The 22840-nt window shown below is 46.4% G+C and carries 19 protein-coding genes and 1 tRNA gene; 14 read left to right on the top strand and 6 right to left on the bottom strand.

Going from position 1 to position 22840, the window contains the following annotated elements; all coding sequences use genetic code 11:
- Positions 1–89: 89 nt before the first annotated feature.
- From NC997_RS04920 to NC997_RS04875, 10 genes are all read left to right on the top strand, one after another.
- Positions 90–1088 carry an anti-sigma factor antagonist gene (locus tag NC997_RS04920; RefSeq protein ID WP_190528379.1) on the top strand — a complete coding sequence of 333 codons (999 nt, stop codon included), beginning with the start codon at positions 90–92 and terminating at the stop codon, positions 1086–1088.
- Between the two features lie 22 nt (positions 1089–1110).
- Positions 1111–1560, top strand: a complete 450-nt coding sequence (locus NC997_RS04915; protein WP_190412556.1) for an anti-sigma regulatory factor — start codon at positions 1111–1113, stop codon at positions 1558–1560.
- A gap of 216 nt (positions 1561–1776) precedes the next feature.
- Entirely contained in the window at positions 1777–3006 is a 1230-nt protein-coding gene (locus NC997_RS04910) for a glycosyltransferase family 4 protein (RefSeq protein ID WP_190528377.1), read from the top strand.
- Between the two features lie 146 nt (positions 3007–3152).
- Positions 3153–3758 carry a bis(5'-nucleosyl)-tetraphosphatase (symmetrical) YqeK gene (gene yqeK, locus NC997_RS04905; protein ID WP_190429389.1) on the top strand — a complete coding sequence of 202 codons (606 nt, stop codon included), beginning with the start codon at positions 3153–3155 and terminating at the stop codon, positions 3756–3758.
- Positions 3759–3863: 105 nt separating this feature from the next.
- Positions 3864–4370: a ribosome silencing factor gene (rsfS, locus tag NC997_RS04900; RefSeq protein ID WP_242030385.1), complete on the top strand. Its 507-nt coding sequence runs from the start codon at positions 3864–3866 to the stop codon at positions 4368–4370.
- 20 nt (positions 4371–4390) lie between these two features.
- Positions 4391–4891: a CGLD27 family protein gene (locus NC997_RS04895; protein WP_190412553.1), complete on the top strand. Its 501-nt coding sequence runs from the start codon at positions 4391–4393 to the stop codon at positions 4889–4891.
- A gap of 133 nt (positions 4892–5024) precedes the next feature.
- Complete coding sequence (locus NC997_RS04890) at positions 5025–5978, top strand: asparaginase (protein WP_190412552.1); 954 nt, start codon at positions 5025–5027, stop codon at positions 5976–5978.
- 46 nt (positions 5979–6024) lie between these two features.
- Positions 6025–6101 (top strand) — tRNA-Met (locus NC997_RS04885).
- 91 nt (positions 6102–6192) lie between these two features.
- Positions 6193–7668, top strand: a complete 1476-nt coding sequence (locus tag NC997_RS04880; RefSeq protein ID WP_190528375.1) for a DUF697 domain-containing protein — start codon at positions 6193–6195, stop codon at positions 7666–7668.
- Between the two features lie 256 nt (positions 7669–7924).
- The gene (locus NC997_RS04875) at positions 7925–8839 is read left to right on the top strand and encodes a branched-chain amino acid transaminase (protein ID WP_190528373.1); all 915 of its coding nucleotides are present in this window, start codon (positions 7925–7927) and stop codon (positions 8837–8839) included.
- Positions 8840–9106: 267 nt separating this feature from the next.
- Here the strand turns inward: NC997_RS04875 and NC997_RS04870 are convergent, their stop codons facing one another.
- From NC997_RS04870 to NC997_RS04855, 4 genes are all read right to left on the bottom strand, one after another.
- Complete coding sequence (locus NC997_RS04870; protein WP_190528371.1) at positions 9107–9970, bottom strand: alpha/beta hydrolase; 864 nt, start codon at positions 9968–9970, stop codon at positions 9107–9109.
- Between the two features lie 178 nt (positions 9971–10148).
- Positions 10149–12947, bottom strand: a complete 2799-nt coding sequence (locus NC997_RS04865; protein WP_190528369.1) for a TIGR02921 family PEP-CTERM protein — start codon at positions 12945–12947, stop codon at positions 10149–10151.
- A gap of 207 nt (positions 12948–13154) precedes the next feature.
- Complete coding sequence (locus NC997_RS04860; RefSeq protein ID WP_190528367.1) at positions 13155–13856, bottom strand: hypothetical protein; 702 nt, start codon at positions 13854–13856, stop codon at positions 13155–13157.
- A 23-nt stretch (positions 13857–13879) separates the two neighbouring features.
- Positions 13880–14560: an actin-binding WH2 domain-containing protein gene (locus tag NC997_RS04855; protein WP_190528365.1), complete on the bottom strand. Its 681-nt coding sequence runs from the start codon at positions 14558–14560 to the stop codon at positions 13880–13882.
- A gap of 174 nt (positions 14561–14734) precedes the next feature.
- Between NC997_RS04855 and NC997_RS04850 the strand changes: the two genes are divergently transcribed.
- Together NC997_RS04850 and NC997_RS04845 are read left to right on the top strand one after the other, a co-directional pair.
- A complete protein-coding gene (locus NC997_RS04850) occupies positions 14735–15502 on the top strand; it encodes a hypothetical protein (RefSeq protein ID WP_190528363.1) in 768 nt (255 codons plus the stop codon).
- A complete protein-coding gene (locus tag NC997_RS04845; protein ID WP_190528361.1) occupies positions 15499–16446 on the top strand; it encodes a DUF1822 family protein in 948 nt (315 codons plus the stop codon). The genes NC997_RS04850 and NC997_RS04845 overlap by 4 nt, the downstream gene beginning before the upstream one ends.
- A gap of 108 nt (positions 16447–16554) precedes the next feature.
- On the opposite strand, the gene NC997_RS04840 is transcribed toward NC997_RS04845, so the two are convergent.
- A complete protein-coding gene (locus NC997_RS04840) occupies positions 16555–16893 on the bottom strand; it encodes a type II toxin-antitoxin system PemK/MazF family toxin (protein WP_190528359.1) in 339 nt (112 codons plus the stop codon).
- The gene (locus NC997_RS04835) at positions 16880–17131 is read right to left on the bottom strand and encodes a type II toxin-antitoxin system ParD family antitoxin (RefSeq protein WP_190528527.1); all 252 of its coding nucleotides are present in this window, start codon (positions 17129–17131) and stop codon (positions 16880–16882) included. The genes NC997_RS04840 and NC997_RS04835 overlap by 14 nt, the downstream gene beginning before the upstream one ends.
- A gap of 262 nt (positions 17132–17393) precedes the next feature.
- Between NC997_RS04835 and NC997_RS04830 the strand changes: the two genes are divergently transcribed.
- Complete coding sequence (locus NC997_RS04830; RefSeq protein WP_190528357.1) at positions 17394–21977, top strand: CHAT domain-containing protein; 4584 nt, start codon at positions 17394–17396, stop codon at positions 21975–21977.
- Positions 21978–22226: 249 nt separating this feature from the next.
- Complete coding sequence (locus NC997_RS04825) at positions 22227–22760, top strand: GrpB family protein (protein ID WP_190528355.1); 534 nt, start codon at positions 22227–22229, stop codon at positions 22758–22760.
- Positions 22761–22840: the final 80 nt, after the last annotated feature.

Raw genomic sequence — 22840 nt, 5'->3', positions numbered from 1 at the left:
AATTCTTTACAAAAACTTTTAATGAAGTTGAATTGACTAATCTCAAATATTTTTCAAAATATAAGATGGCACCTTAGCACTAGGTTTACATGGTTGGACCGATCCCCGATGCAGATTTTCGGATTACGTTCTTCAACGACACTCCTGTAGTCCAGCTACCCCCTCGCCTTACTGTTCTTGAGGCCGTGGCTTTTAAGAAAAGCTGTCAGCAATTCTTACAAGAGAGTGCCGATACCCAGCAATTAGTTTTTGATTTGAGTCAGACCACATTTATTGATAGCAGTGGTATTGGTGCGCTGGTCAGTAATGTAAAGCTAGCGCGGGAGAAACAAGTCGAATTAGTACTTCGGGGTGTCCATCCTCAAGTGATGGCAGTGTTAGCGATGACGGGGCTGGATCAAGTTTTAACGATCGAGCCGCCAAGCCAAAGCACAACCACAATCCCTGGGAAAAAATCAGAAATTCAGCTACCAACGACTCATCCTTCCGTCCGCTCGTGGATTAAACGTGGTATTGATGTGGTGGGATCGCTGGTGGGTTTAGGGATTACGGCAATTTTGTTTATTCCCATCGTCATTGTGATTAAGCTCGACGATCCTGGCCCGATTTTTTTCAGTCAAATCCGTTGCGGTTGGATGGGAAGACGGTTTCAGGTGTGGAAATTCCGTTCGATGTGCGTAAACGCGGAAGCACTGAAAGACAAAATCGAGAATCAAGCCAGCGGTGCCTTTTTCAAGAATGAAAACGATCCGCGAGTAACACGGGTGGGTCGAATTTTACGGAAGACAAGCCTGGATGAACTGCCGCAGTTTTGGAATGTTCTGAAAGGGGAGATGAGTTTAGTCGGTACGAGACCCCCGACACCTGATGAAGTAGAACGATACGAAGTTCCGGAATGGCAGCGTTTAGATGTGAAACCAGGAATGACGGGTGAGTGGCAGGTAAATGGGCGATCGCAAGTACGCAATTTTGAAGACGTGATTCGCTTAGATTTGCGCTATCAAGAGAATTGGAGCCTGATTTACGACCTCAAGTTAATTGTTAAAACAATCCTAATTTTATTTCGCAAAAACAGTGGTGCTTATTAGGAAACCTCAATTACTTCTGTTAATGACAAAGGAACAACCAATAGCACAATCCCGCCTTCAGGTGGAGACGGATCTAAATGCTTTAACAGAAGTTTTGCAATGGTTTGAGCAACTTACTCTACCGCTACTGCCCTATGAATTATGGTGGCAGTCCCAGGTAGCCTTGACTGAAGGGTTTACGAACGTCATTCGCCACGCTCATTCTTCATTGCCCCCAACCACCCCAATACAGATTGAGGTGAAAGTCTATATTAGCTATCTGGAAATGCGGATTTGGGACTACGGAAAACCGTTTAACTTGCAAGCCAAGCTGCAATCAAAGTTGCAAGTGGTGGGTCAAAAGGATTTTGACCCCCTGGAGAATGAAGGAGGTCGCGGGTTGATATTTATGCAACAATTCACAGATGAACTCGATTACACGCGGATGCCTGACGAACGAAATTGCTTGCTGATGCGAAGAAAAATTCGCTAAAACTGGAGAGTATTCGCTTTCTCCTAGATGTGCTGCTGCTTCTGACAACTGGGAATAAATCTCATCTACAAGCGCGATCGCACTTATAGACCGAGAAATAGACCGAGAAAAAGCCACATTATTCCTCAAAGAAGATGCGCGATTGTACCAACATACCGCAACCCCCGATTAGACTAGGTAAAAGCTTGGTGCTAAATATTTGGTAAGACCTAGATCATGCGGATATTGATTTACTCCTACAACTACCATCCCGAACCAATCGGCATTGCCCCCTTGATGACCGAACTAGCGGAAGGTTTGGTAGCACAAGGTCATCAAGTGCGAGTTGTCACTGCCATGCCAAACTATCCGCAACGGCGCATCTACGAGAAATATAAGGGGAAATTGTACCTAACAGAACTCGAAAATGGCGTAGCCATTCAGCGCAATTATGTCTGGATTCGCCCGAAACCGGGTTTGATAGATCGAATTCTATTGGATGCCAGCTTTGTCCTGATCAGCTTAGTCCATGCCCTCAAAGGCAGGCGACCAGATGTAATTTTGTTAACCGTACCGCCCCTGCCAGTTTCCGTTCCAGCCGCGCTCCTAGGATGGTTGCACCGCTGTCCGGTAGTCTTGAACCTCCAGGATATTTTGCCGGAAGCCGCAGTTCATACGGGGTTGCTCACCAACAAACGGATGATTGCCATCTTTGAAAAGCTGGAAAATTTTGCTTACCGAACAGCGACGAAGATTAGCGTCATTGCTGATGGATTTGTTGATAATTTAGTTGGTAAAGGAGTCCCAAAAAGTAAAATTAGGTTGATTCCTAACTGGGTTGATGTTAACTTTATCCAACCTTTGCCTAAAGAAAATAATTATTTTCGAGCCGTTCACCAACTCGACGGCAAATTTGTGGTTCTGTATTCCGGTAACATTGGTCGCACCCAACCCTTAAAGACCCTGATCGATGCGGCGACTTGCCTGCGACATATTCCCGACATTGCTGTGGTGATTGTGGGAGAAGATAAAGCCTTACAAGACCTGGAGCTTTATTGTCAAAAAGTGGATGCGCCAAACGTTTTGCTACTGCCATTTCAACCCCGCGAAAAATTACCGGAACTACTGGCAGCGGCGGATGTAGGGTTGGTGATGCAAAAGGAAAACGTGATTTCCTTCAATATGCCTTCTAAAATTCAGGTGCTGCTAGCCAGCGGTCGGGCAATTTTGGCTTCTGTTCCTGCTAGTGGTACGGCAGCTAAAGCGGTGCAGCATAGCGGCGGCGGTGTCGTCGTTCCCCCAGAAGATCCTGAGGCTCTGGCAGCAGCAATTTTAGACTTATATAAAAACCCTGACAAAGCGGAAAGACTGGGTCAGCAAGGCAGACAATATGCTATCGAAAATTACTCCTTTAAGCACGCCTTGGAGCAGTATGAGAAGCTGTTTGATGAGGTTAGGCTTCATTGATCTAGAATGAAAGCAAAATGGTTGTCGGGTTGAAGTAGCGATCGCGCGATGCCTAGCGTTTATTATCCTGGGAACTAGCGATCGCCCAAAGCCTTAGGCTTTGCCCTTTGCTTCTGTCCCGATAGCCCTATGGAGTTCCTCGCCCAATGCGCGAACAGGTCTTAGCCTGGTTAGCAGATCGTGTCCCTGCCGCTCGAATCAAACATATATTAGGCGTCGAGCGGATGTCTATTGAGCTAGCGCTGCATTATCAACTCGACGAGAAAAAAGCAGGGACAGCGGGGTTGATGCACGATCTCGCAAAATACTTTAAGCCTTCGCTGCTGTTACAAATGGCACGAGAAGAAGGATTGGAATTAGACCCGGTGGATGAAGAAAATCCGCATTTATTGCACGCAGATGTTAGTGCAATTGTTGCTAGAGACAAATTTGGAATATTTGATGAAGAAATTTTGCAGGCAATCCAGGATCACACCTTAGGCAGACCAGGAATGAGTGAATTGAGTTGTATCGTGTTTTTGGCTGATACTCTGGAACCAGGCAGAGGTAACACTCCTGAGTTAGAAGCTTTAAGACAAGTTGCTTGGCAAAATCTCTACAAAGCTGTTTGGCTAACTTGTGATTATTCCCTGAAATATCTCCTCGAAACTCGTTGCTTAATTCACCCTCGAACGATCCGTAGCCGTAATTGGGCACTTCAAATCGCTAGCAAAAAGCAGCAACCTGAAGCTGAAAGGATGAAGGATAAATGAAATGAAAAGTTAAAAAAAGCCATAAAAAGCTGAGGCTCGAAACTTCAAAAATTAAAATAGAAACTTCAGCATCTCTCTAGTACAGTGCTGTGAGTTGAACCAACTTTGAAGGAATTTATAGGTGTTTTTGAACAAGGAAATCAGGATTTAATGTCAGAACAGTTCAAGATACAGTCCTCCTCTACTGGGAACGAAGCATTCATCTCCAACGGAGACGACGCGAATGCTTCTGCTCGACTGGCTGTCAATGCAGATAAACAAAAAGCAAGCAAAGAGCTGGCTTTAACGGCTGCCAGAGCTGCTGATGACCGCAAAGCGGCTGACATCGTATTGCTACAGGTAGGAGAGGTATCCTATCTGGCGGATTACTTTGCGATCGCAACCGGCTTCTCCAGAGTCCAGGTGAGAGCGATCGCCCAATCAATTGAACAGAAAGTAGAAACGGAGTGGCAACGCCTGCCTCTGCGCGTGGAAGGAAAGGCAGAAGGCAGCTGGATACTGTTGGATTACGGGGATGTCATCATTCACATCTTGTTGCCTCCAGAGCGGGAATTCTATAATCTGGAAGCATTCTGGGGTCATGCTGAAAAAATCGATTTCTCAGCATCGTGAGCCGATGGGAGAGTAAAAACATGATGGAAACTCCAGTTTCAGTTTGCCCAGTTCCCGCCGAACAACAACCGCTCAATGAGTACCAGGAGTTGAAGGATTCTTGGTCTTTTCGCTGGGTGACGCTGGAACTGGGAGGATACATCAAAAAGCTGGCTTGGATTTGGGGTCTCGGCTGGTTCGTCGCAGGTCCAATGGCAGCGGCAAGCTTTGCGCCAGGAAAGTATCCGAGCAAGTTTATCCTCATGGGTGCAGCAGGAGCGAGCTTGGGAGTGGTGTTGGCACTGGTGCGACTGTACTTGGGTTGGTCTTACGTGCGATCGCGCCTAGAGAATCAACAAGTGTTTTATGAAGAATCCGGTTGGTATGACGGTCAGTGCTGGACAAAGCCAGAAGAAATTTTGACACGCGATCGCTTGATCGTCACTTACCAAGTTCAACCAATCCTTCAGCGGTTACAGCGAACCTTTGTCTTGCTTGCCTTATTTTTCTTTGCAGGTAGTCTAACTTGGTATTTTCTGTAATGAGTCATTAGGCATTAGGTCATTGAGCGAGAGGTAGTGGATAGTAAGGAAAGGCTGCACAGTCTACCGACGACCTCAGAACAAGCGATCGCAGGCTACTGAACAACTAACAAAAAGTGATAAAGTCTTACCCATGACAAGGGGAAAAAGAAATCAATCCGCAGAACTGGAAGTTCGGTTGCTGCGAGAAGGCATTATTGAATCAACGCATCGCGCCCAAGCAGTCGTCTGTGACAACCGAGGGCGCGTCCTATCCGTGGCAGGCAGTTCGGAAACCGCTGCTTTTGTTCGTTCCGCCCTCAAGCCATTCCAGGCGTTGGCAATTACGACTACCGGCACCCTAGAACGCTACAAGCTAACGGATCGAGACTTAGCCATTATCTGTAGCTCCCACCAAGGTACGACTGCCCAAGTCCGACAGGCTTTTAACGTTCTTTGGCGCTCGGATGTTGACCCATCAGCACTTCAGTGTCCAATTCCAGAAGGTAAACGGAGTCCGCTGGAGTATAACTGTTCCGGGAAACACGCTGGAATGCTTGCCGTTTGCCAAGCAAGGCATTGGCCTCTGAATACCTATTTGCAGCGCAACCACCCCGTTCAGCAGCTAATTTTAGGCAAAGTTGCCGAATTGCTGCGAATGCCCGCTGTAGAGTTCATCAGTGCCCACGATGATTGTGGCGCTCCGACTTACTTCATGCAGCTGGGGCAAATGGGTACCTTGTACGGTCAGCTTGCCTCTGGGAATAATTTGGATATGGAGCGCATCGTCCGTGCCATGACCCATCACCCAAATATGGTGGCAGGAGAAGGTTTATTTGATACAGAACTCATGCGTCTGACCGAAGGTGAAATCATCAGCAAAGGGGGTGCTGAAGGGATTCAGTGCATCGGTCGCGTTGGCGAAGGGATGGGACTAGCAATTAAGGTGGCAGATGGAGCAGGACGGGCAAAGTGTGCCGTTGCCATTCATTTACTTAAGCAAATGGGTTGGATTAGTCCCACGGTGGCGGAAACCCTATCGGAAACCTTTATGAGCTTGAGCAAATTCAAGCGCCTAGATGTCGTTGGAGAACTTTCGATGTTGTAGTTGCCACATTCTTGAATTTGCGTTATAGTAAATAAGTTGGCAACGACGCGGGATAGAGCAGCCTGGTAGCTCGTCGGGCTCATAACCCGAAGGTCAGTGGTTCAAATCCACTTCCCGCCACCAAATACAAAAGTAAACAATCCCTGCAATCCCAAAAGGTTGCAGGGATTTGTTGTAGGCTGGTTAGCAGCGATTCGGTTACATTTAAATATTTATGGCTGTGAATTTGCGGCGTCCGATTTTAGTCGGGGGAATTGGTCTATCATTCTCACTTTGGCTGTTGCAGAGTTTTCATGACTCAGCGGGGACAGTCGGTGAGTTTAGTGTAATTGGCGCGATCGCACTCGGCGCTGGTTTCTGGTTATTCCAGAAACAGACAGCCAAAGAGCTTCATCTGCCAGATGTCAGCCAGATGGATAGGGAAACAGTAGAAAAAGCGATCGCTCAAACCGAAGGTACGATTAGCCAGCTAGAGGCAGAGGCAGAAAACCATCCGGCAAATGCCCCGCTAAGAGAACAACTCGCCAAAATTACGACTGAAATCGACCGCCAGGAGATGCATCTGGCTGTCACTGGCGGAAAGTCAGTCGGCAAATCCACCTTAATTCAAGTTTTAGAGTCCAACTGGGTTTCGCAACAGCCGCAAAAACTCGGCTTGCAAGAGACACCCGCTTTATTTACTGCAATTGACCCCACCTCCCCGCCCCCTTCCCGAATCGGGGAGAGGTCAGATTTTGTGCTATTTCTTACCAATGGAGATTTGACCGATCCGGAATATCAAACCTTACAGCAACTAGCGGCATCTAAACAGCGCGCAGTGCTAGTGCTTAACAAGCAAGATCGGTATTTACCTGAAGAACGCGCCACGGTGTTGCAGCAATTGCGGCAACGAATGCAAGGAACGCTGAACGGAGAAGACGTTGTAGCGATCGCTGCTTCTCCTACCCCCATCAAAGTGCGTCAGCATCAACCGGATGGTTCGGTGCGGGAGTGGATGGAAACCCCCGCCCCTGAGATGAGTGCGATCGCAACTCGGTTAAGCCAAATTTTAGCTCAAGAAAGTCAACAGCTGGTTTGGGCAACGGCTTGGAGGGCAGCTTATGCGCTGAAAGCCGAAGCGAAATCCGCCTTAAATGAAGTGAGACGCGATCGCGCCCTTCCCGTTATCGAGCAATATCAGTGGATTGCCGCCGCCACCGCCTTTGCGAACCCCGTCCCCGCCTTGGACTTGCTGGCAACTGCTGCCATTAACGGTCAGCTAGTCATGGATCTCGGTAATTTATATCAGCAAAAATTCTCTATTCAACAAGCGCAAGCGATCGCTGGGACAATGGGTAGCTTGATGCTCAAGCTTGGTTTAGTCGAGCTAACGACTCAAACCGTAGGTGGGGTTCTCAAGAGCAATGCAATCACATTTGTCGCCGGAGGAGCGGTTCAGGGGGTCAGCGCTGCCTATCTAACCCGGTTAGCGGGTTTGAGCTTGATTGAATATTTCCAAGCGCAGGAAGCCGCTACGACATCCGAAGGGCGTCCCTTGAATCTGGATCAGTTGCGCGAAACCCTGCAAAAAGTGTTTCAGCAAAATCAACGAGTTGCTTTCTTGCAAGGATTTGTCAAGCAAGCTGTGGCGCGTCTGGTGCCAGAATCACCCCAGCCTGCGATCGCGGGTAACGAGATTGCTAGTTGTTAGCCAAGTAGCAGGTTAGCCCAACAGTAGGGTGAGCAATGCCCACCCTACTATTAAAATGTTTTATTCAAACTATCGAAATCTGTACTAGCTCGAAATCAAGACATCATTATATAGTAATAGTCACTAACGTTCTTGAATTTCCTAATTCAGTCGGAACACACATTCCTTTTGGATTTTGAAAGAAAGTTCAGGAAGCCGAATGTGTAGAATCGCAATCGGCAAATCGAAAAACATCTGGAAAAACTTCTTTAAGCTTATGAATAATTTTTTACCCATTGCTTACTTTCAGAATAAATTTGTCCCTTTTAACGAAGCCAAAGTTTCTATTGCTACCCAAGCTTTGCACTATGGAACTGGCGCAATTGGGGGATTAAGAGGGATTCCCGATCCTCAAAATGATAAGCAAATTTTACTATTTAGATTAGACCGTCATTGCCAAAGGTTAAGTGATAGTGCTAAGTATTTACACTACGATATACCAGCCTCTAAAATTCGAGAAACTATCGTTGATTTTATAAAAAAAAATCAACCAAATAAGTCTTTTTATATCCGCCCTCTCGTATATACTTCGGGGTTAGGAATTGCTCCTAGGCTTCATAATGTTGAGAAAGATTTTTTAGTTTATGGAATTGAACTAGCAGATTATTTATCTCCGGAAGGAGTCAGCTGTCGAATTAGTTCCTGGTATCGACAAGAAGATCGCAGCTTGCCTCTGAGAGGTAAAATCAGCGCCGCATATATTACTTCTGCCTTAGCGAAAACTGAGGCGGTAGAGTCAGGCTTTGATGAGGCAATTATGATGAATTCGCAGGGAAAAATTTGCGAAGCCTCTGGGATGAATATATTTTTAGTGAGAAATGGGCAACTGATTACCCCTGGATTTGAACAGGATATTTTAGAAGGAATTACCAGAGATAGCGTCCTAACAATTGCCAGAAATCTAGGAATTAAAACGATAGAAAGACCCGTTGATAAATCAGAGCTTTTTATCGCTGACGAAGTTTTTCTGAGTGGGACTGCTGCCAAGGTTGCGCCAGTCAAAAAAATTGAAAATTATCAATTACCAGAGAGCAAACCGATTACTACAAAACTGCGAGAAAAACTTATAGCGATTACAGAAAATCGAGATCCCGATTATCAAGATTGGGTGGATGAGATCGCGCTTGAATAAGAAAATCCGTCAGACAGAGAGACAAAGGCGATCGCATCTCTACAAACCAAACTGCCTTCGCAGGCTACAAGAACAGCATCAGCGGCGAGACTCGAAGGCGATCGCAACATTGATATCTGATTGCCACTCCCGCGTCACATCCACGGCTTACGCTTTTATTTGTATCGATGAAACTCCTCAATCCATAAAAGCAATGCTGCCCTCTCACCAGAGAGGGCATTTTTGTTTGCAGAGGAGATCGGCTCATAACCCAACCCTAAATTAGCGCTACGCCTTAACGCCCATCTGTCGGAGGATAGCAGTACACAGGTTGCTATTGACATCCAGAAAACCATCAATGGCAGTAAAGTGGTTTTTACCAGGTTGGGGTAGATATTCGCCTTTTAAACCTTTCGCTTTCCAGGCTGCTAGAAACTCCTCGGACTGGCGTTGAAATTCTTTAGATTCATCCCCGCCGTAGGTGACAATCAGCGATCCGGCTTTGTCGGGAATATGCAGGATGGGGCTGTTGCGGAGAACTTCTCCCCAAGTTAATTGTAAAGCGGGTTGCAGCCAGGTGTAGGGAAAGGGCATCAGGTCAAATAAACCACTAATCGCGCAGCCTCCTTTAATGATATCGGCGGGTAAACCGTAGGTTCCTTCCCAGTCAGTTGCCATCAGCATTGCTGTTAATTGACCGCCAGCCGAGTGACCGGAGACATAAATTCGATCGCGAGCGCCTCCAAAACTAGAAGCATTTTTGTAAATCCAGGCAACCGCTGCTCGACTCTGACGCACGATCTCATCCATTGTCACGGAAGGACACAAAGCATAGTTGGTAACCACTACTGTCACTCCTGCTTCCACAGGGGCTTTGGCGACTAAACTAAAATCCTGGCTGCTGAGCAGTCGCCAGTAGCCACCGTGAATAAACACCAAGATGGGGGCATCCGGTTGAGCGGCTGGAAAGATATCCAGATGTTCGGCTAGGGTGGGACCAAAGGGAACCTGGAGTTTGCAGTACAACGCAGAGCGTACGCTAGCGCTTGTTTTCACGTAGAAATCTGCGTACACAGTGAAATCTGGTACTGACTTTTCTACGTTATATTCAGCATCCAGCTCGGCTTGCGTTGAGAAATTACGATAGAGCATAGAGCGTTTCTCGGTTGGGTGGAATAGATTGCGGTTCTAACGTTCAGTAGCGGCTTTTTGAATGTCATTGTAGAAGCATGGCATTCAAAAAGCCCTTACTGATGTATCGCACCCAACCCTTGAATGGCTATAGTAGTGAGCCTTTGAGCCTTCTGTTTCTCGCAGTCGAAACGTGCATCTATTGTAGTTTGACGCTGCGTTGACGAGTGCGAATCAGGAACAAGGCGATCGCTACCAACCCGATAATCGCAGACGGTTCGGGTACACTAGCGTTAAAACGATTGTTCTGTTGCCTCAGCTGCTCTTTTCCATCTTCAACCGAACGATTAAAACGGTCTTTCTGAGCTTCCGCAATTTTAAGAGCCTGTCGTTGCTCGTCATTGACCAGTACAATCATGGACGAGTAAGGCGTGACAATTTTGTAAGTTTTAGCGATCGCATGAATGGCATCCAGTTGAGCAATCTGCTTTCCCTTTATCTGTTTGCTCAGCCCCAAAACCATTTGCCGCGCCGCCAGAGCTTCAAAACCTTTACTGTCGGGCTTTTGAGTTGTATCAGCACTCTGACTGTTCTCCGGGGCTTTTTCCAGAACCCAAGCATAGCCATCCACTACGCTGACGACAGATGACCCTAACGCTGCCTTCGTTGCCTGTCGCTGCAAAACTTCGGAAATTTTAGTACACACACCGCCACCACTGTCTTGAATGGCTTTAAGAGTTGCATCGTCGTAAGCAGGTGGCAGCGATCCTAGATGCACCATCCACAACGGTGCAGGCATTACTGGCACATCTTTACGATTGTCTGATAACTCGTAACCGCTTTCATCCGTCACCAATAAGATGCCGTCGTAAGACGTATTCCCTCGCAGTTGCGTAAACTGCCGCAGCATTTCCTTGGGTTGTATGCTGCCGTAGAATGTCATCTTCCTGGCATTGAAGCGACTGATATCATCGATGCGCTGCGGTTTTGCACCAGGGGACGCACTGATGTACAAATCAGCATCATTATTCGCGAAGATGTTGTCAGCAAAGCCGTGTTGTTCCAACCAGCTCAATGTTTCCGTCAGTTCTTTGGTGTGTACTGCCATACTCCGGGAAGCATCGACAATGACTGCAAACCGCTTCCCTTGGGGCATCAAGTAATTTTTTGCAGCTAACGGCTTGGCTAAGATTTGGTAGCCATCTGGCAAGTTAACCTGATGCAGACTTGGCTGATATTGCCCAGTTGCTGGTAAAAAAGGTTCCAACCATTCATCACCAACCCGTGCTAAAACTTCTCCATTGCGGATACGCTGGGTGTCCTGATTCCAAAAAATGTTACGCTTCTCGCCTAGCTGAGGTAACGCCCACCCCTTCTGTTGTCGCATGACTTTATAAGTCAGCCACAGATGCATTTCGGTTGGTCGATCTTCTGACTCCGCTTGTTCCTGCGGTGATAAACGGGGAGGAATGGGAAAGGCTCGCAAGCGATATTGAAGTGGCCCAACTTGCTCAAGTAAAGCTGGATCGACGGGACGCCAGCGCCTTACCTGTGAAGTATAAACTTTCTGAGCGGCACCGCGTGGCGAAACCTTAAAGGGGAAGCGCTTGGCTAAGTTCTCGCTGTCGCCCAGCCAAACTCCTGTAATTGCAGCGCTTTCTGGCAAAGAAAAAGAATAGAAAATTTCCTCAACATCAGTGGTTTTGTTGGCATATACTTCGTAGAGTTCCACATCTGCCCAATCGCCCTGTGGTTTAACGGTGACTTTTTGCGATCGCAACCACACCTTTTCCTGGTTAATATTTAGCAATCCTGCCTTTGCGTCGTCCAAATTTCCACTAGATTGCAAAGCGTGTTGAATTGCTTGTCGTTCTGCTTTTTGAATTGGCTTGTCAAAAAACTGGGCGTACAGCTTTCCAGCTTTTTCCATATCTCTTAGGGAACCGTTGTATAAAAACGGCGACATCAGGTGATTGTAGCTGTCTTGGAAGAACTGGGAAAGCAGCTCTGGTAAGCCAAAAACGCTCTCATACATAACGCGGATATGGTCATTTTCTTCTGAAGTGCCCAGATACCGATAAGAAGAAAAGTAAGCGTTCAGGAGTCCATCCCGAATCAAGTCGGACTTGGCTACAAGTGCTGCCTTTTCGCTGTCTGATGGTGCTGGGTTCTCTAACAGTTTAAATGCCTGAATCTGAGGCTGGGCATTGAATGAGAGGCACAGAATCATCCAAGCAGTCACCACCGTCCCCGAACCAATAACAGTGCGGTTTCGCCCATGCTGAGCCGCAAAAGCACGTAAGATTCGCTGCCCAGATTGAATGTAGTAGCTTGCCAATATCCAAGGCATGAACAGGGATAGGATAACGCTTACGCAAAAGAGCATAAAAGAGACGGGCATCCACCAGTTTCCGGAAGCCCATATATACCCAAAGTCCCTTATCCACTGAAATTGGAAGAAGTTGTACACGAGAAAGGCGGCTGCGGGTGCGGCATAAAATAGCAGCAGCAACCCTAGGTACACACCAACCCCCGGCATCAGACTGTGAGCCATCATTTGCAACCATGCGATCGCTCGATGACGTTTTGCATAGCCGTATAGCACTTCGAGGTAAAAAGCAACGATACAAACGCCCACTGTGCCCAAAATCAAAGCGCTAGCGGGGGTGAGTTCCGCAAGCCGGAGGCGGAGTCCCTGTCTGAGGAAAAAGAAGAGTAGGCACAGGAGAAACAGGGGTGCTTCCACGCCATAAAACAAACGCATCAGCTGTAAAGGTTGCTTACGGAAACGCCGCAGTCCCAGCACCGTACAGATAATCGATATCACAATCAGAACTGCAAGGGTAATGAAAAATTCTCTTTCGATCGGACTATTCGACGCAGCCTTAATGATTTCGCCTGTATATGCAGGCCAATACCCAGCGCAGACAACCAGCAAAAATGTAATATTACAGAACCAAAATATGCCGTGATATGTGGCATGAAGCAGATTCTTCATAATGCAAGTACACCTAGGAACAAATTTTCGATTATTTAGAAAATGATTGATAAACCATTGATAATTTTGGTTTCAATCAACCCGAAATTAAATTCTCATTAACCATGATTTCTTCAACTGCGATTCTGGATATTTCGTAAAACTATCTTCATTTTCTTTTTTTAGCCTCCTAAAGCGCTAATGCCTATGCTTTGCTAAGGCGTTTCTTTAATTCTTCAATTCCTTATGTACGCTAATCCCAATTTGCAAAGATTCATTGAGCAAACAACTATATTCATCTACGCGATCGTTCAGACTAAATGACATCAACGAAGTGAGATTTTCTTCAAGATTTGCAAATAACTCATAATGATTGCTCAGAAATTGACGATGTTTCCTCATGAGCATTTCCGCTTGTAAAGCGCTGCTCAAGGTTTCTTTAGTAATGCTCAAAGCTTGGATGACTTCTTTTCTAGTGCTGAGGTTATTACAGCGAGAGGGTGAACGACTTGCTGATTCTAGTTCATCGATGAGAGCGATCGCTTGAATTACCCGATTGTATTTATCGACTTTATCTATCAACCTAGCTAAAGATTTGACTTGTTTAACTTGTTGCCACAGATAATAATTCCAAATCGAGACACCCAACAGAGAAATAGTAGAAATTAGGGTTAATAATTTAATGACACCATCTGTATTTCCAGGTAAAGTTCCAGCATTGCGGATTAGAATCAGGCTCACCGGCATAACAAAAATTAAGACCAAGATAAAAATCAATATTTCTGTCAGGAGAACTGATAGCATCTGCTTGGGATTTTTGAGGGTCAACCCTCTATAGATATCAACTGCTAGGGCAGTGCTAGTATCTAAATCAACTAGGTTCTCAAGATCCTCTGCTGTTATTTGCAAATTTTCTAAGTCAGCTTGCATATCAGTTGCTTCCTGTTACGTGCTTAACGAAAACCTAGTGCGCTACTAATTACGTGCCAAATGTGAAAATAAAAGTTACTTTCAATATTACGAAATAGCTCGAAAGGTTTATCAGGAGTCCCAAAAAAAGGTCTGAGTGTCCATCCCAGTTGGCTCCCGACAAAGCCATATAGCACTAACCAACCTCGAATCATTCCTGTGCGTTTTTTCGGGTTATCAGAATCTTGTTCGTTGATAAATATCATGCCTCGGTAAAAACCATTAATACCTATCAAACCAGTAATCGTAAAAACCAGTACATTCAAAAGCTGAAAAAATCGATAGTCGTTAATGGAAAGACGAAAAAACAGGATAATGGGTGCAAAGCTGAACAGCATCACACCAATGATTGACATAGACGCTAACAGCAACGCTAGGTATTGTCCAAAGCTGCGCTTGGAGCCAGTAATCACATCGAAAAAATATAAAGTAGGCAAACAAATAGCCAACGTGATTAAATACAAAGCAGGTAGTTTAATTGCTGAAGCAACCATTTGCAATCCGCCACTAAACGAACCGATAATTGCTCCATAAAGTGCAAAAAACGCGGAACTACTAATTAATAAGGAAACAATCTTGTTTTCAAGTCTTATCCCTTTACTAATCTCTTCCAGAAATTTCTGGCGATCGCGCAAAAAGTGCATTAGGATCGCAAAATGATTCATGGCATCTCCTCCTATCAATTCAGGTATCGCTCTACAAATCTCTCAGGCACCTGCCTCAAACTTGTGGGGATATCCCCGATATTTGTTACAAAAGTTTATAAAATCTGTGAAAAGCGAAGACGGATTCGATAGGACTCAACACCCAGAGGAGAGAATCTTACTGAATTCCCTGTTATGAACGAACGGGATGAGCGGCTTGGCAAACTAATTGAAGCAGTCCGTCAGCATCCATCTGGGAGCCTTAGCTGGCGAAAAGCGATGAATCAGCTGTTGATAGAAATTCAGCAATTGCCAGGATTGGCGAGATCCGCTCACCCGGATTACTTGGAAGCTTTGGATGATACATTGCTGAAATTGGCTGATGAAATACACGAATTTGAACCCAGACAGCCTTCTTTAGAGAAGAGTTTGGTGGCTTGGATTAACCTGAAATTACGCCTGAAATATGAAGTGCGCGACTTGCATTCCTCCCAGCAGACTCGCGCCAAAAATCCCAAGAATCCTCAAGCGGAATTTCAAGAACAACTGAGGAAACCACCCCTCTCGCTTGATGTGCCCTTGGGGGATGAGGGGAGCGAAACTTTTGGCGATCGCTTGGCGGCTTCAGTTCCCTGTACGCTTTTAGAAATAGAAGCCCAAACCCGGCTAGAACAGGAACAGCGGAAAAATCAAAGAATTGGGGTTCAGCTAAAGCAATATATTGATCGAGATCCGGAAGGCAAACTTCGCCGTTGTCATCCCCAAGCTTATCCAGAGTGTAACTGCCAAATCCTCAGCCAGCGGCTGCTCTTAAAGTATCCACCCGACAAACTCGCTCTTGTAGCACGGGATCTCAACATTAATTACAACACCCTGAACTGGCATTGGAAAAACAAAGGACTCCCATTACTGCAAGCGATCGCTAGAAGTTTGGGCTATCAACCAAATGTAGAAAACTTATGAATAGTATTGCACCTGCTTCTCTTACCGTTCCCCTGAGTGACACCGCCCATCAGCTGGCGCGACAATTTGCACAAGAGCAAGCGACTCCTGAAAAAGGGGTGCGGGTATATCTCAATACCCTAGCTGTCTGGGCAGTTCACCGCTATCTAAAATGGCTGAGATACGAACCAAATCTCTCCTCAAGCGACAGTTGGCATCCTGGTATGCGAGCAATGTTTGATGTGGCGGATCTGGTTTTGCCCAACTTAGGTAAGTTAGAGTGCCGTCCCGTCCTGCCTGGGGAGACATCTGTTACACTACCGCCAGAAGCGATGCAAGACCGAGTTGGCTATGTGGCAGTTCAGTTTGGATCGCGTTCTACTCCAGGGGAACCAGTTTACTTACAGGAAGCACAGCTAATTGGATTTACCCCTGCGATCGCTACTATCGATCCGCCAGAGGAACTGCAACTTAATGACTTGCAATCTCTGGATGCACTGATTGAGTATTTAGATCAACTCGAATCGGCGCTGTCAGCTGCACCCAACAAGACGCGATCGCAACTAAACAACTGGTTACAAAATCTCTTCGAGTCTGGTTGGCAGACAGTTGAGGAGGTGTTGACGCCCCAAACGCCTCTTTTCGCATTACGCAGATTAACTGTAAGACGAGCAAAGCAAATTGAGTTGCAAACAAATACAGTTGTTTTAATTGTCACCATCCAGCCAGAAAACCGCCAAAGATTAAGCATCCATCTGCAAGTTTGTTCTGTCAATCCACAAATGACACTGCCACCTCAACTGAAATTGATGGTATTAACAGAATCTGGGGAAGTCTTCCGAGAAATTACTGCTAGCGGGACTGACACCTTTATGCAATATGAATTCAGCGGACAAGTGGGGGAACAATTTAGTGTCAAAGTAGCGTTAGGAGATACTAGCATCACAGAAGCTTTTGTCATCTAAGGATTTCTAGATAATAAAGGTCTTGTCTGAGTGGGTTTATAGCAGTTTTCAAATAACCCAGGTACAGTAGTAAGGGAAAATGAAAAGTTTCTTAAATTACATTTATTTTCAATTCAACCCTAAATGTAATTTAAGTGCAGCATCCACCAATTGCATCACTTCCTCACTCAAAGTTCCCACGGGTTCGCCCTCAATTCGCTGCTTAGAAATTGTCCTTACTTGCTGCGCCTGCACCTTAGAAGGTTTGGCTAGACCGCTATCATCTGGATTCAGTAAAATTTCAAAAGCATAGACACGGCTAATATTAGATGTAATTGGCAAAATTGTTACTGTTGTGGCGGCGCGGTTATTAATATCATTGCTGACTATTAGCACCGGGCGACGTTTATCCATCTCAGAACCAACCGCAGGACTGAGATTAGCATAATAAATTTCACCACGTTTCATTAGTCAATCCATCCGCAATTGTTACATCCCAAGTTGGGTCAATTTCTTGTGATGCTTGTCGGTAAGCCTCCTCAAGTGCGTCCTGTTGGAGTTCTTGTAGTCGTCCTTGGTAGATGTCTTGCTGTTGTTCAAGGAGTTTGACACCTGCAAGGATGACTTCGATCGCGCTATTGTATTTGCCACTGATAAGTTGGCGCTGCACAAGGGCTTCAACTTCAGGTGGTAGAACGATTTGCATGATGTTGGCACAGAGGATTTTTGACTCTATTGTAGGTGATCGCTTCTCCCACCACTTCTTGAAGTCCACCGACATCAACGAGCGATCGCCTACATTTTGGCGATCTATTGACACAGCAAGCGCCTGCATTGCCCTCACTTTTAAAACATCCTCTAATCTCGGTGGAATAGAAACGCTCTCCCCTGGTCTCATCTCGGCAAGGTTTAAGCCTATATTAATGCTGTAATGACTTAATTCTGGAAGTTCCCGAAAGCAGGCAGCGATGGAAAAATTAGTCATCCTGGATATCGATGGTGACTTGCATCTGGGAGCAGTCGCAACGCTGGAAATTCGGGAAGAAGGCAACCATGCTGTTACCACCCGTGCCAAAGGTAAATTGCCTCCAGCAACTCAGTTACTGGAACAATACGAACACTGGCAGTCTCTCTATCGCAGTTTGTCGTTCCTGTTTCGCTTGGAAGAAAGAGGGGGACAAATTACTCAGGGTTCTCCAAAAGATTTACTTGACGCTTGCCGCGAGTCTGCTCAGACCTTAGCAGATAGTTTGACAATCTGGCTCAAAGCTGAGTCTTTTCGCCCGATTCGAGAAAAATTACTCGAAAAATTATTACCAACCGATACAGTGCGGTTGATTCTGCAAATAGAAGACAACCAACTGCGACGACTCCCCTGGCATTTATGGGATTTTTTTGAGCGTTACCCCAAGGCAGAAGTAGCGCTGGGGGCAACAGCTTACGAACGGGTGGAAAATTTAGGGCAATTTCGGGAAAAGCCTAGAATTTTAGCGATTTTGGGCAACGGTAACGGTATTGATATTGAAGCAGACCGACAGTTGCTTTCAAGTTTTCTTTGTGATGCAGAAATTGTCTTTTTAGTCGAACCGCAACGCCGCCAGTTATATCAACAACTTTGGGACTCAGATGGGTGGGATATTTTATTTTTTGCTGGACATAGTTCTAGCCTTGCTTGTGGCGAAACGGGCGAGATTGAAATTAATGGTAGCGATCGCTTATCCATCACCGAGTTAACCTATGCTCTGAGAAGAGCAATAGAACGCGGCTTACAACTGGCAGTTTTCAATTCCTGCGATGGACTAGGCTTAGCACGTTCCCTTGAAAGCCTCCATATTCCCCAAATCGTTGTTATGCGGGAACCAGTCCCTGACTTGGTTGCTCAGGAATTTCTCAAGTCTTTTCTCACTGCTTTTTCTAGGGGCGAGTCTTTTTATACATCTGTGCGAGAAGCGCGAGAACATCTGCAAGCTTTAGAGGATCGATGTCCCTGCGCCAGTTGGTTGCCAGTAATATGCCAAAATCCCACGGCGGTGCCCATCATTTGGCAAGGATTACATGATAGAGGAAAAGGGTCTCTTGACGGGTACGAGCACGGCAGTGTTGTGCCCGTACAAACTGGGCAAGTTCCCTGTCCCTATCGGGGTTTGTCTGCATTTCAAGAAGCCGATGCACCGTTTTTCTTCGGTAGAGAAGCTTTCACTGAGAAACTGTTGAAAGCGGTATATAATCAGCCACTCGTCGCTGCGATTGGTCCTTCCGGTAGCGGCAAATCTTCCGCAGTATTTGCAGGCTTAATTCCACGTCTGCGTCAGATAGAAAACTGGCTAATTGTTAGCTTTCGTCCGGGGAATCGTCCTTTTTTAAAACTGGCAGAACAGCTAATTCCCCTATTAGAACCGCAGTTGCGTGAAACAGATCGTTTGGTTGAAATCAACAAACTAGCAACAGCAATTCAGCAGGGTGACTTGCCATTAATCGCTGTGTTAGAGCGAATTCTAGATAAAACTCCCACAACTGACCATCTGCTTTTATTTGCCGATCAGTTTGAGGAATTGTACGCGCTTTGTCAGGAAGCTGAAATCCGTCAACGCTTTCAAGATGAATTGTTAACTGCTGTCAACCAGATACCCAGTTTTACCCTAATTCTCACTTTACGAGCGGATTTCTGCGAATACGCCCTTTCTTACCATCCCTTTGCCTCTGCATTGCAGCGCTTCCCTCCAGAATTTTTAGGGCAAATGAGCCGCTTAGAACTGCAAGCAGCGATCGCAAAACCAGCCCAAAATTTAGGTGTACAGATCGAGGAAGGATTGCGATCGCGCATACTAGATGCCGTTAGCTGCGAACCCGGTTCTTTGCCTTTACTGGAGTTTGCCCTAACCTTGCTGTGGGAACAACAATGCAATGGTATCCTCACTCATGCTGCTTATGATGCCATTGGAGGTGTCGAACAAGCACTCGCCAGTTATGCCGAACAGGTGTACGCGGCACTCAAACCGGAAGCACAGCAACAGGCAAAGCGTATCTTTCTCCAATTAGTGCATCCCGGTGAAGGCACCGCCGATACTCGCCGCATCGCTACCCGCACCGACGTAGGACAAGACAATTGGAACTTAGTTACGCGCCTAGCGGATGCACGTTTGGTTGTCACCAGACAAGATGAAGCAACAAGCGTTGAAACTGTCGAAATCGTCCATGAAGCGCTGATTCGAGAGTGGCAACGCTTGCGCCAGTGGCTAGAAGATAACCGCAGCTTCCGGACTTGGCAGGAGCGATTGCGGATAGCTTTGCGACAATGGGATAGCCAGCAAGATGAGGGGGTACTGTGGCGAGGTGCGCCGTTATTAGAAGCTCAACATTGGTACGCCGAACGTTCAGCGGATCTGAGTTCAACGGAGCAAACTTTTATACAGGCAAGTTTGGCTCTGCAAGCACGAGAGCAGAGAGTACGCGATCGCCAACGAAGACAAGTTATCCTGGGACTCACGAGCGGTTTGATAGGACTAGGATTGCTAGTGGGAATTGCCACAAAGCAATGGCAGCGAGCTGAAACGGGTGAAATCGATGCCCAACTCAATGCTTTAAGTGCCTCCTCAGATGAACTCCTAGCCTCAAATAAAGAACTAGAAGCATTGCTGGAAAGTTTAAAGGCAGGTAGACAGCTACAACAATCTATCGAAGCCAAACCCGACACTCGCATTCGAGTGGTAACGGTTCTACAGCAAGCCGTCTACGGCGTCAGAGAGTATAACCGTCTGGAGGGACATCAAAGAACAGTCATTAGCCTCAGTTTTAGCCCGGATGGTCAAACCATCGCATCTGCGAGTGATGACGGGACAGTGAAACTTTGGCAACGGGATGGCACGCTGTTGACGACGCTGGAAGGACATCGAGACAAAGTAAAAAGCGTCAGCTTCAGCCCAGACAGCCAAATGGTGGCTTCTGCAAGTTATGACAAAACGGTGAAACTCTGGCACCGGGACGGTACACTCATAACTACTCTCAAAGGGCACGCTGGCAAAGTCAATAGCGTTGCTTTTAGCCCAGATGGTCAGTTTCTCGCCTCTGCCAGTGCGGATAAAACGGTGAAACTTTGGCGGCGGAACGGCAGCCTAATTGTTACCTTAAAGGGTCATCGCTCTTGGGTAACAAGTATTCACTTCAGCCCAGACAGCCAAACCTTAGCGACCGCTAGCACCGACAAAACAATTAGACTGTGGCACCGCAATGGTAAATTGCTAGGGATTTTAAAAGGACATACCGCTTCAGTTAATAGCGTCAGTTTCAGCCCCGACGGTCAGACTTTGGCTTCTGCTAGTGCAGATACTACAGTGAAACTCTGGCGTCAGAATCGGAGTCTGGGAGGTTTTGAAACTCGTCCCTACAGAACTTTCACCGAACACAAGGATCTCGTTTGGGCGGTTAGTTTTAGCCCAGACGGTCAAACCGTGGCTTCTGCCGGTGCGGACAAAACGGTGCAACTCTGGCGTCTGGATGGCACGCTTGTTTCTACTCTCAAAGGACACAGCGCTTCGATTTACAGTGTGAGTTTCAGCCCCGATGGTCAGAGTTTGGCTTCTGCCAGCGCCGATACTACAGTTAAACTTTGGCACCCTAACGCTGAGAAACTTCCCACTTTGCAGAAGCATGATTCTGAGGTGCGGGGTGTAAGTTTTAGTCCAGATGGTCAGACTTTGGTTTCCGCCAGCGCCGACAAAACAGTGAAGCTTTGGCATCAAGACGGGAAGCTGCTAAAAACTCTCAAAGGACACAATGGGGAGATTTCCAGCATCAGTTTTAGCCCGGATGGACAGACGTTTGCTTCAGCGAGTGCAGACAAAACGATAAAATTGTGGCACAAAGACGGCACGCTTCTGAAGACCTTCCAGGGACATACTGCTAGTGTCTTGAGTGTTCGTTTCAGTCCAGATGGTCAGACTTTAGCCTCAGCGAGTGCTGACAGAACTGTGAAACTCTGGAATCGGGATGGAACTCTGGTGGATACCTTAATCGGACATCAGGATTCGGTAACAAGCGTGAGTTTCAGCTCTGACGGTCAGACTTTAGCTTCTGTGAGTGCTGACGAAACAGTGAAGCTTTGGCATAACGGAAGTTTGCTCAGCACTCTACCGGGACATAGTGCTGGTATCTTAGATGTCAGCTTCAGTCCCAATGGTAGTACCTTCGCTTCTGCCAGTGCTGATGGAATCGTAAAACTTTGGAGCAACGGTCAGTTGCTCAAAACCTTAACCGGACATACCAATCGAGTCAATAGCATCAGCTTCAGCCCGAATGGTCAAACTCTAGCTTCTGCCAGTTCTGACGGAACGGTGAAACTCTGGAGCCTGAGTGGGAAATTGCTCAAAACCTTACGTGGGCATACTGATAGCGTTTTGGGGATAAGTTTTAGCCCAGATGGTCAAACAATCGCTTCAGCTAGTAGCGATCGCACAATTATTTTATGGAATTTGGATCTGGATGCCCTACTGGTTCTAAACTGTGCCTGGATGCGGGATTATCTGCAAACAAACAGCCTGTCGATTTGCCAGTAAAGTTGCACAAAATCCAGGTTAATTGCGATCGCGATATCTGCCTCTTTGTTGCTTCCAAATTCCTGACTTAAAATTAGCGGTTCCCCAACTGAATACACCGAAATGCCAGACCCTCTCAAACTGACACAAGATTAATGACCTCAGACAGCACTTATCTACAAATCAAGAATTTCGCAATTAGAGAATCTGCGAGTGTAGCCAAAAATTGCTCCTCATTCCCAGAATCTTACATTACTACAGGTGCCAGTCATGCCGTTCAAAGTTGAAGTAGTTCCACACAATCTACAGTGGCGAGATGCGTTTGAGGCTGAGTCGCAGCAAGTTGCCGAGGCAATGGGTGAAAATATGGTTGCAATACATCATATTGGTAGCACGGCAATTCCTAATATTTACGCAAAGCCCATCATCGATCTGCTGGTTGAAGTGAAAGACATTTCTCGTGTAGATGAGCAGAGTGCAGCAATGGAGTCACTGGGTTATGAAGTGATGGGTGAATATGGAATTCCCGGTCGTCGATTCTTCCTTAAGAATAGCCAAGCAGGTATCAGAACACATCACATTCACACATTCGAGATTGGTTCAGCACAGGTAAAGCGTCACTTAGCATTTCGAGATTACATGATTGCTCATCCTGACGATGCACAGCAATACAGTAACCTTAAGCGGAAATTAGCCGAGATGTATCCCGATGATATAGAGGGATATATGGACGGGAAAGACGACTTTATCAAAACCATTGACCAAAAAGCGGCAGAGTGGTGTGTGTCTTCAGTAAAGGAGTAACAGTGTCGCTATCCTGACTTATATTTTGCTTGCGAGGAGAAACCTCTATGAAACCCCATATTGCGATCGCTGAACTTAGC

The organism is Trichocoleus sp. DQ-A2 (assembly GCF_039961915.1).
Taxonomy (GTDB): domain Bacteria; phylum Cyanobacteriota; class Cyanobacteriia; order Cyanobacteriales; family FACHB-T130; genus FACHB-T130.
The sequence above is the reverse complement of the archived record's forward strand: the minus strand, read 5'-3'. Positions and strand labels throughout refer to the sequence as shown.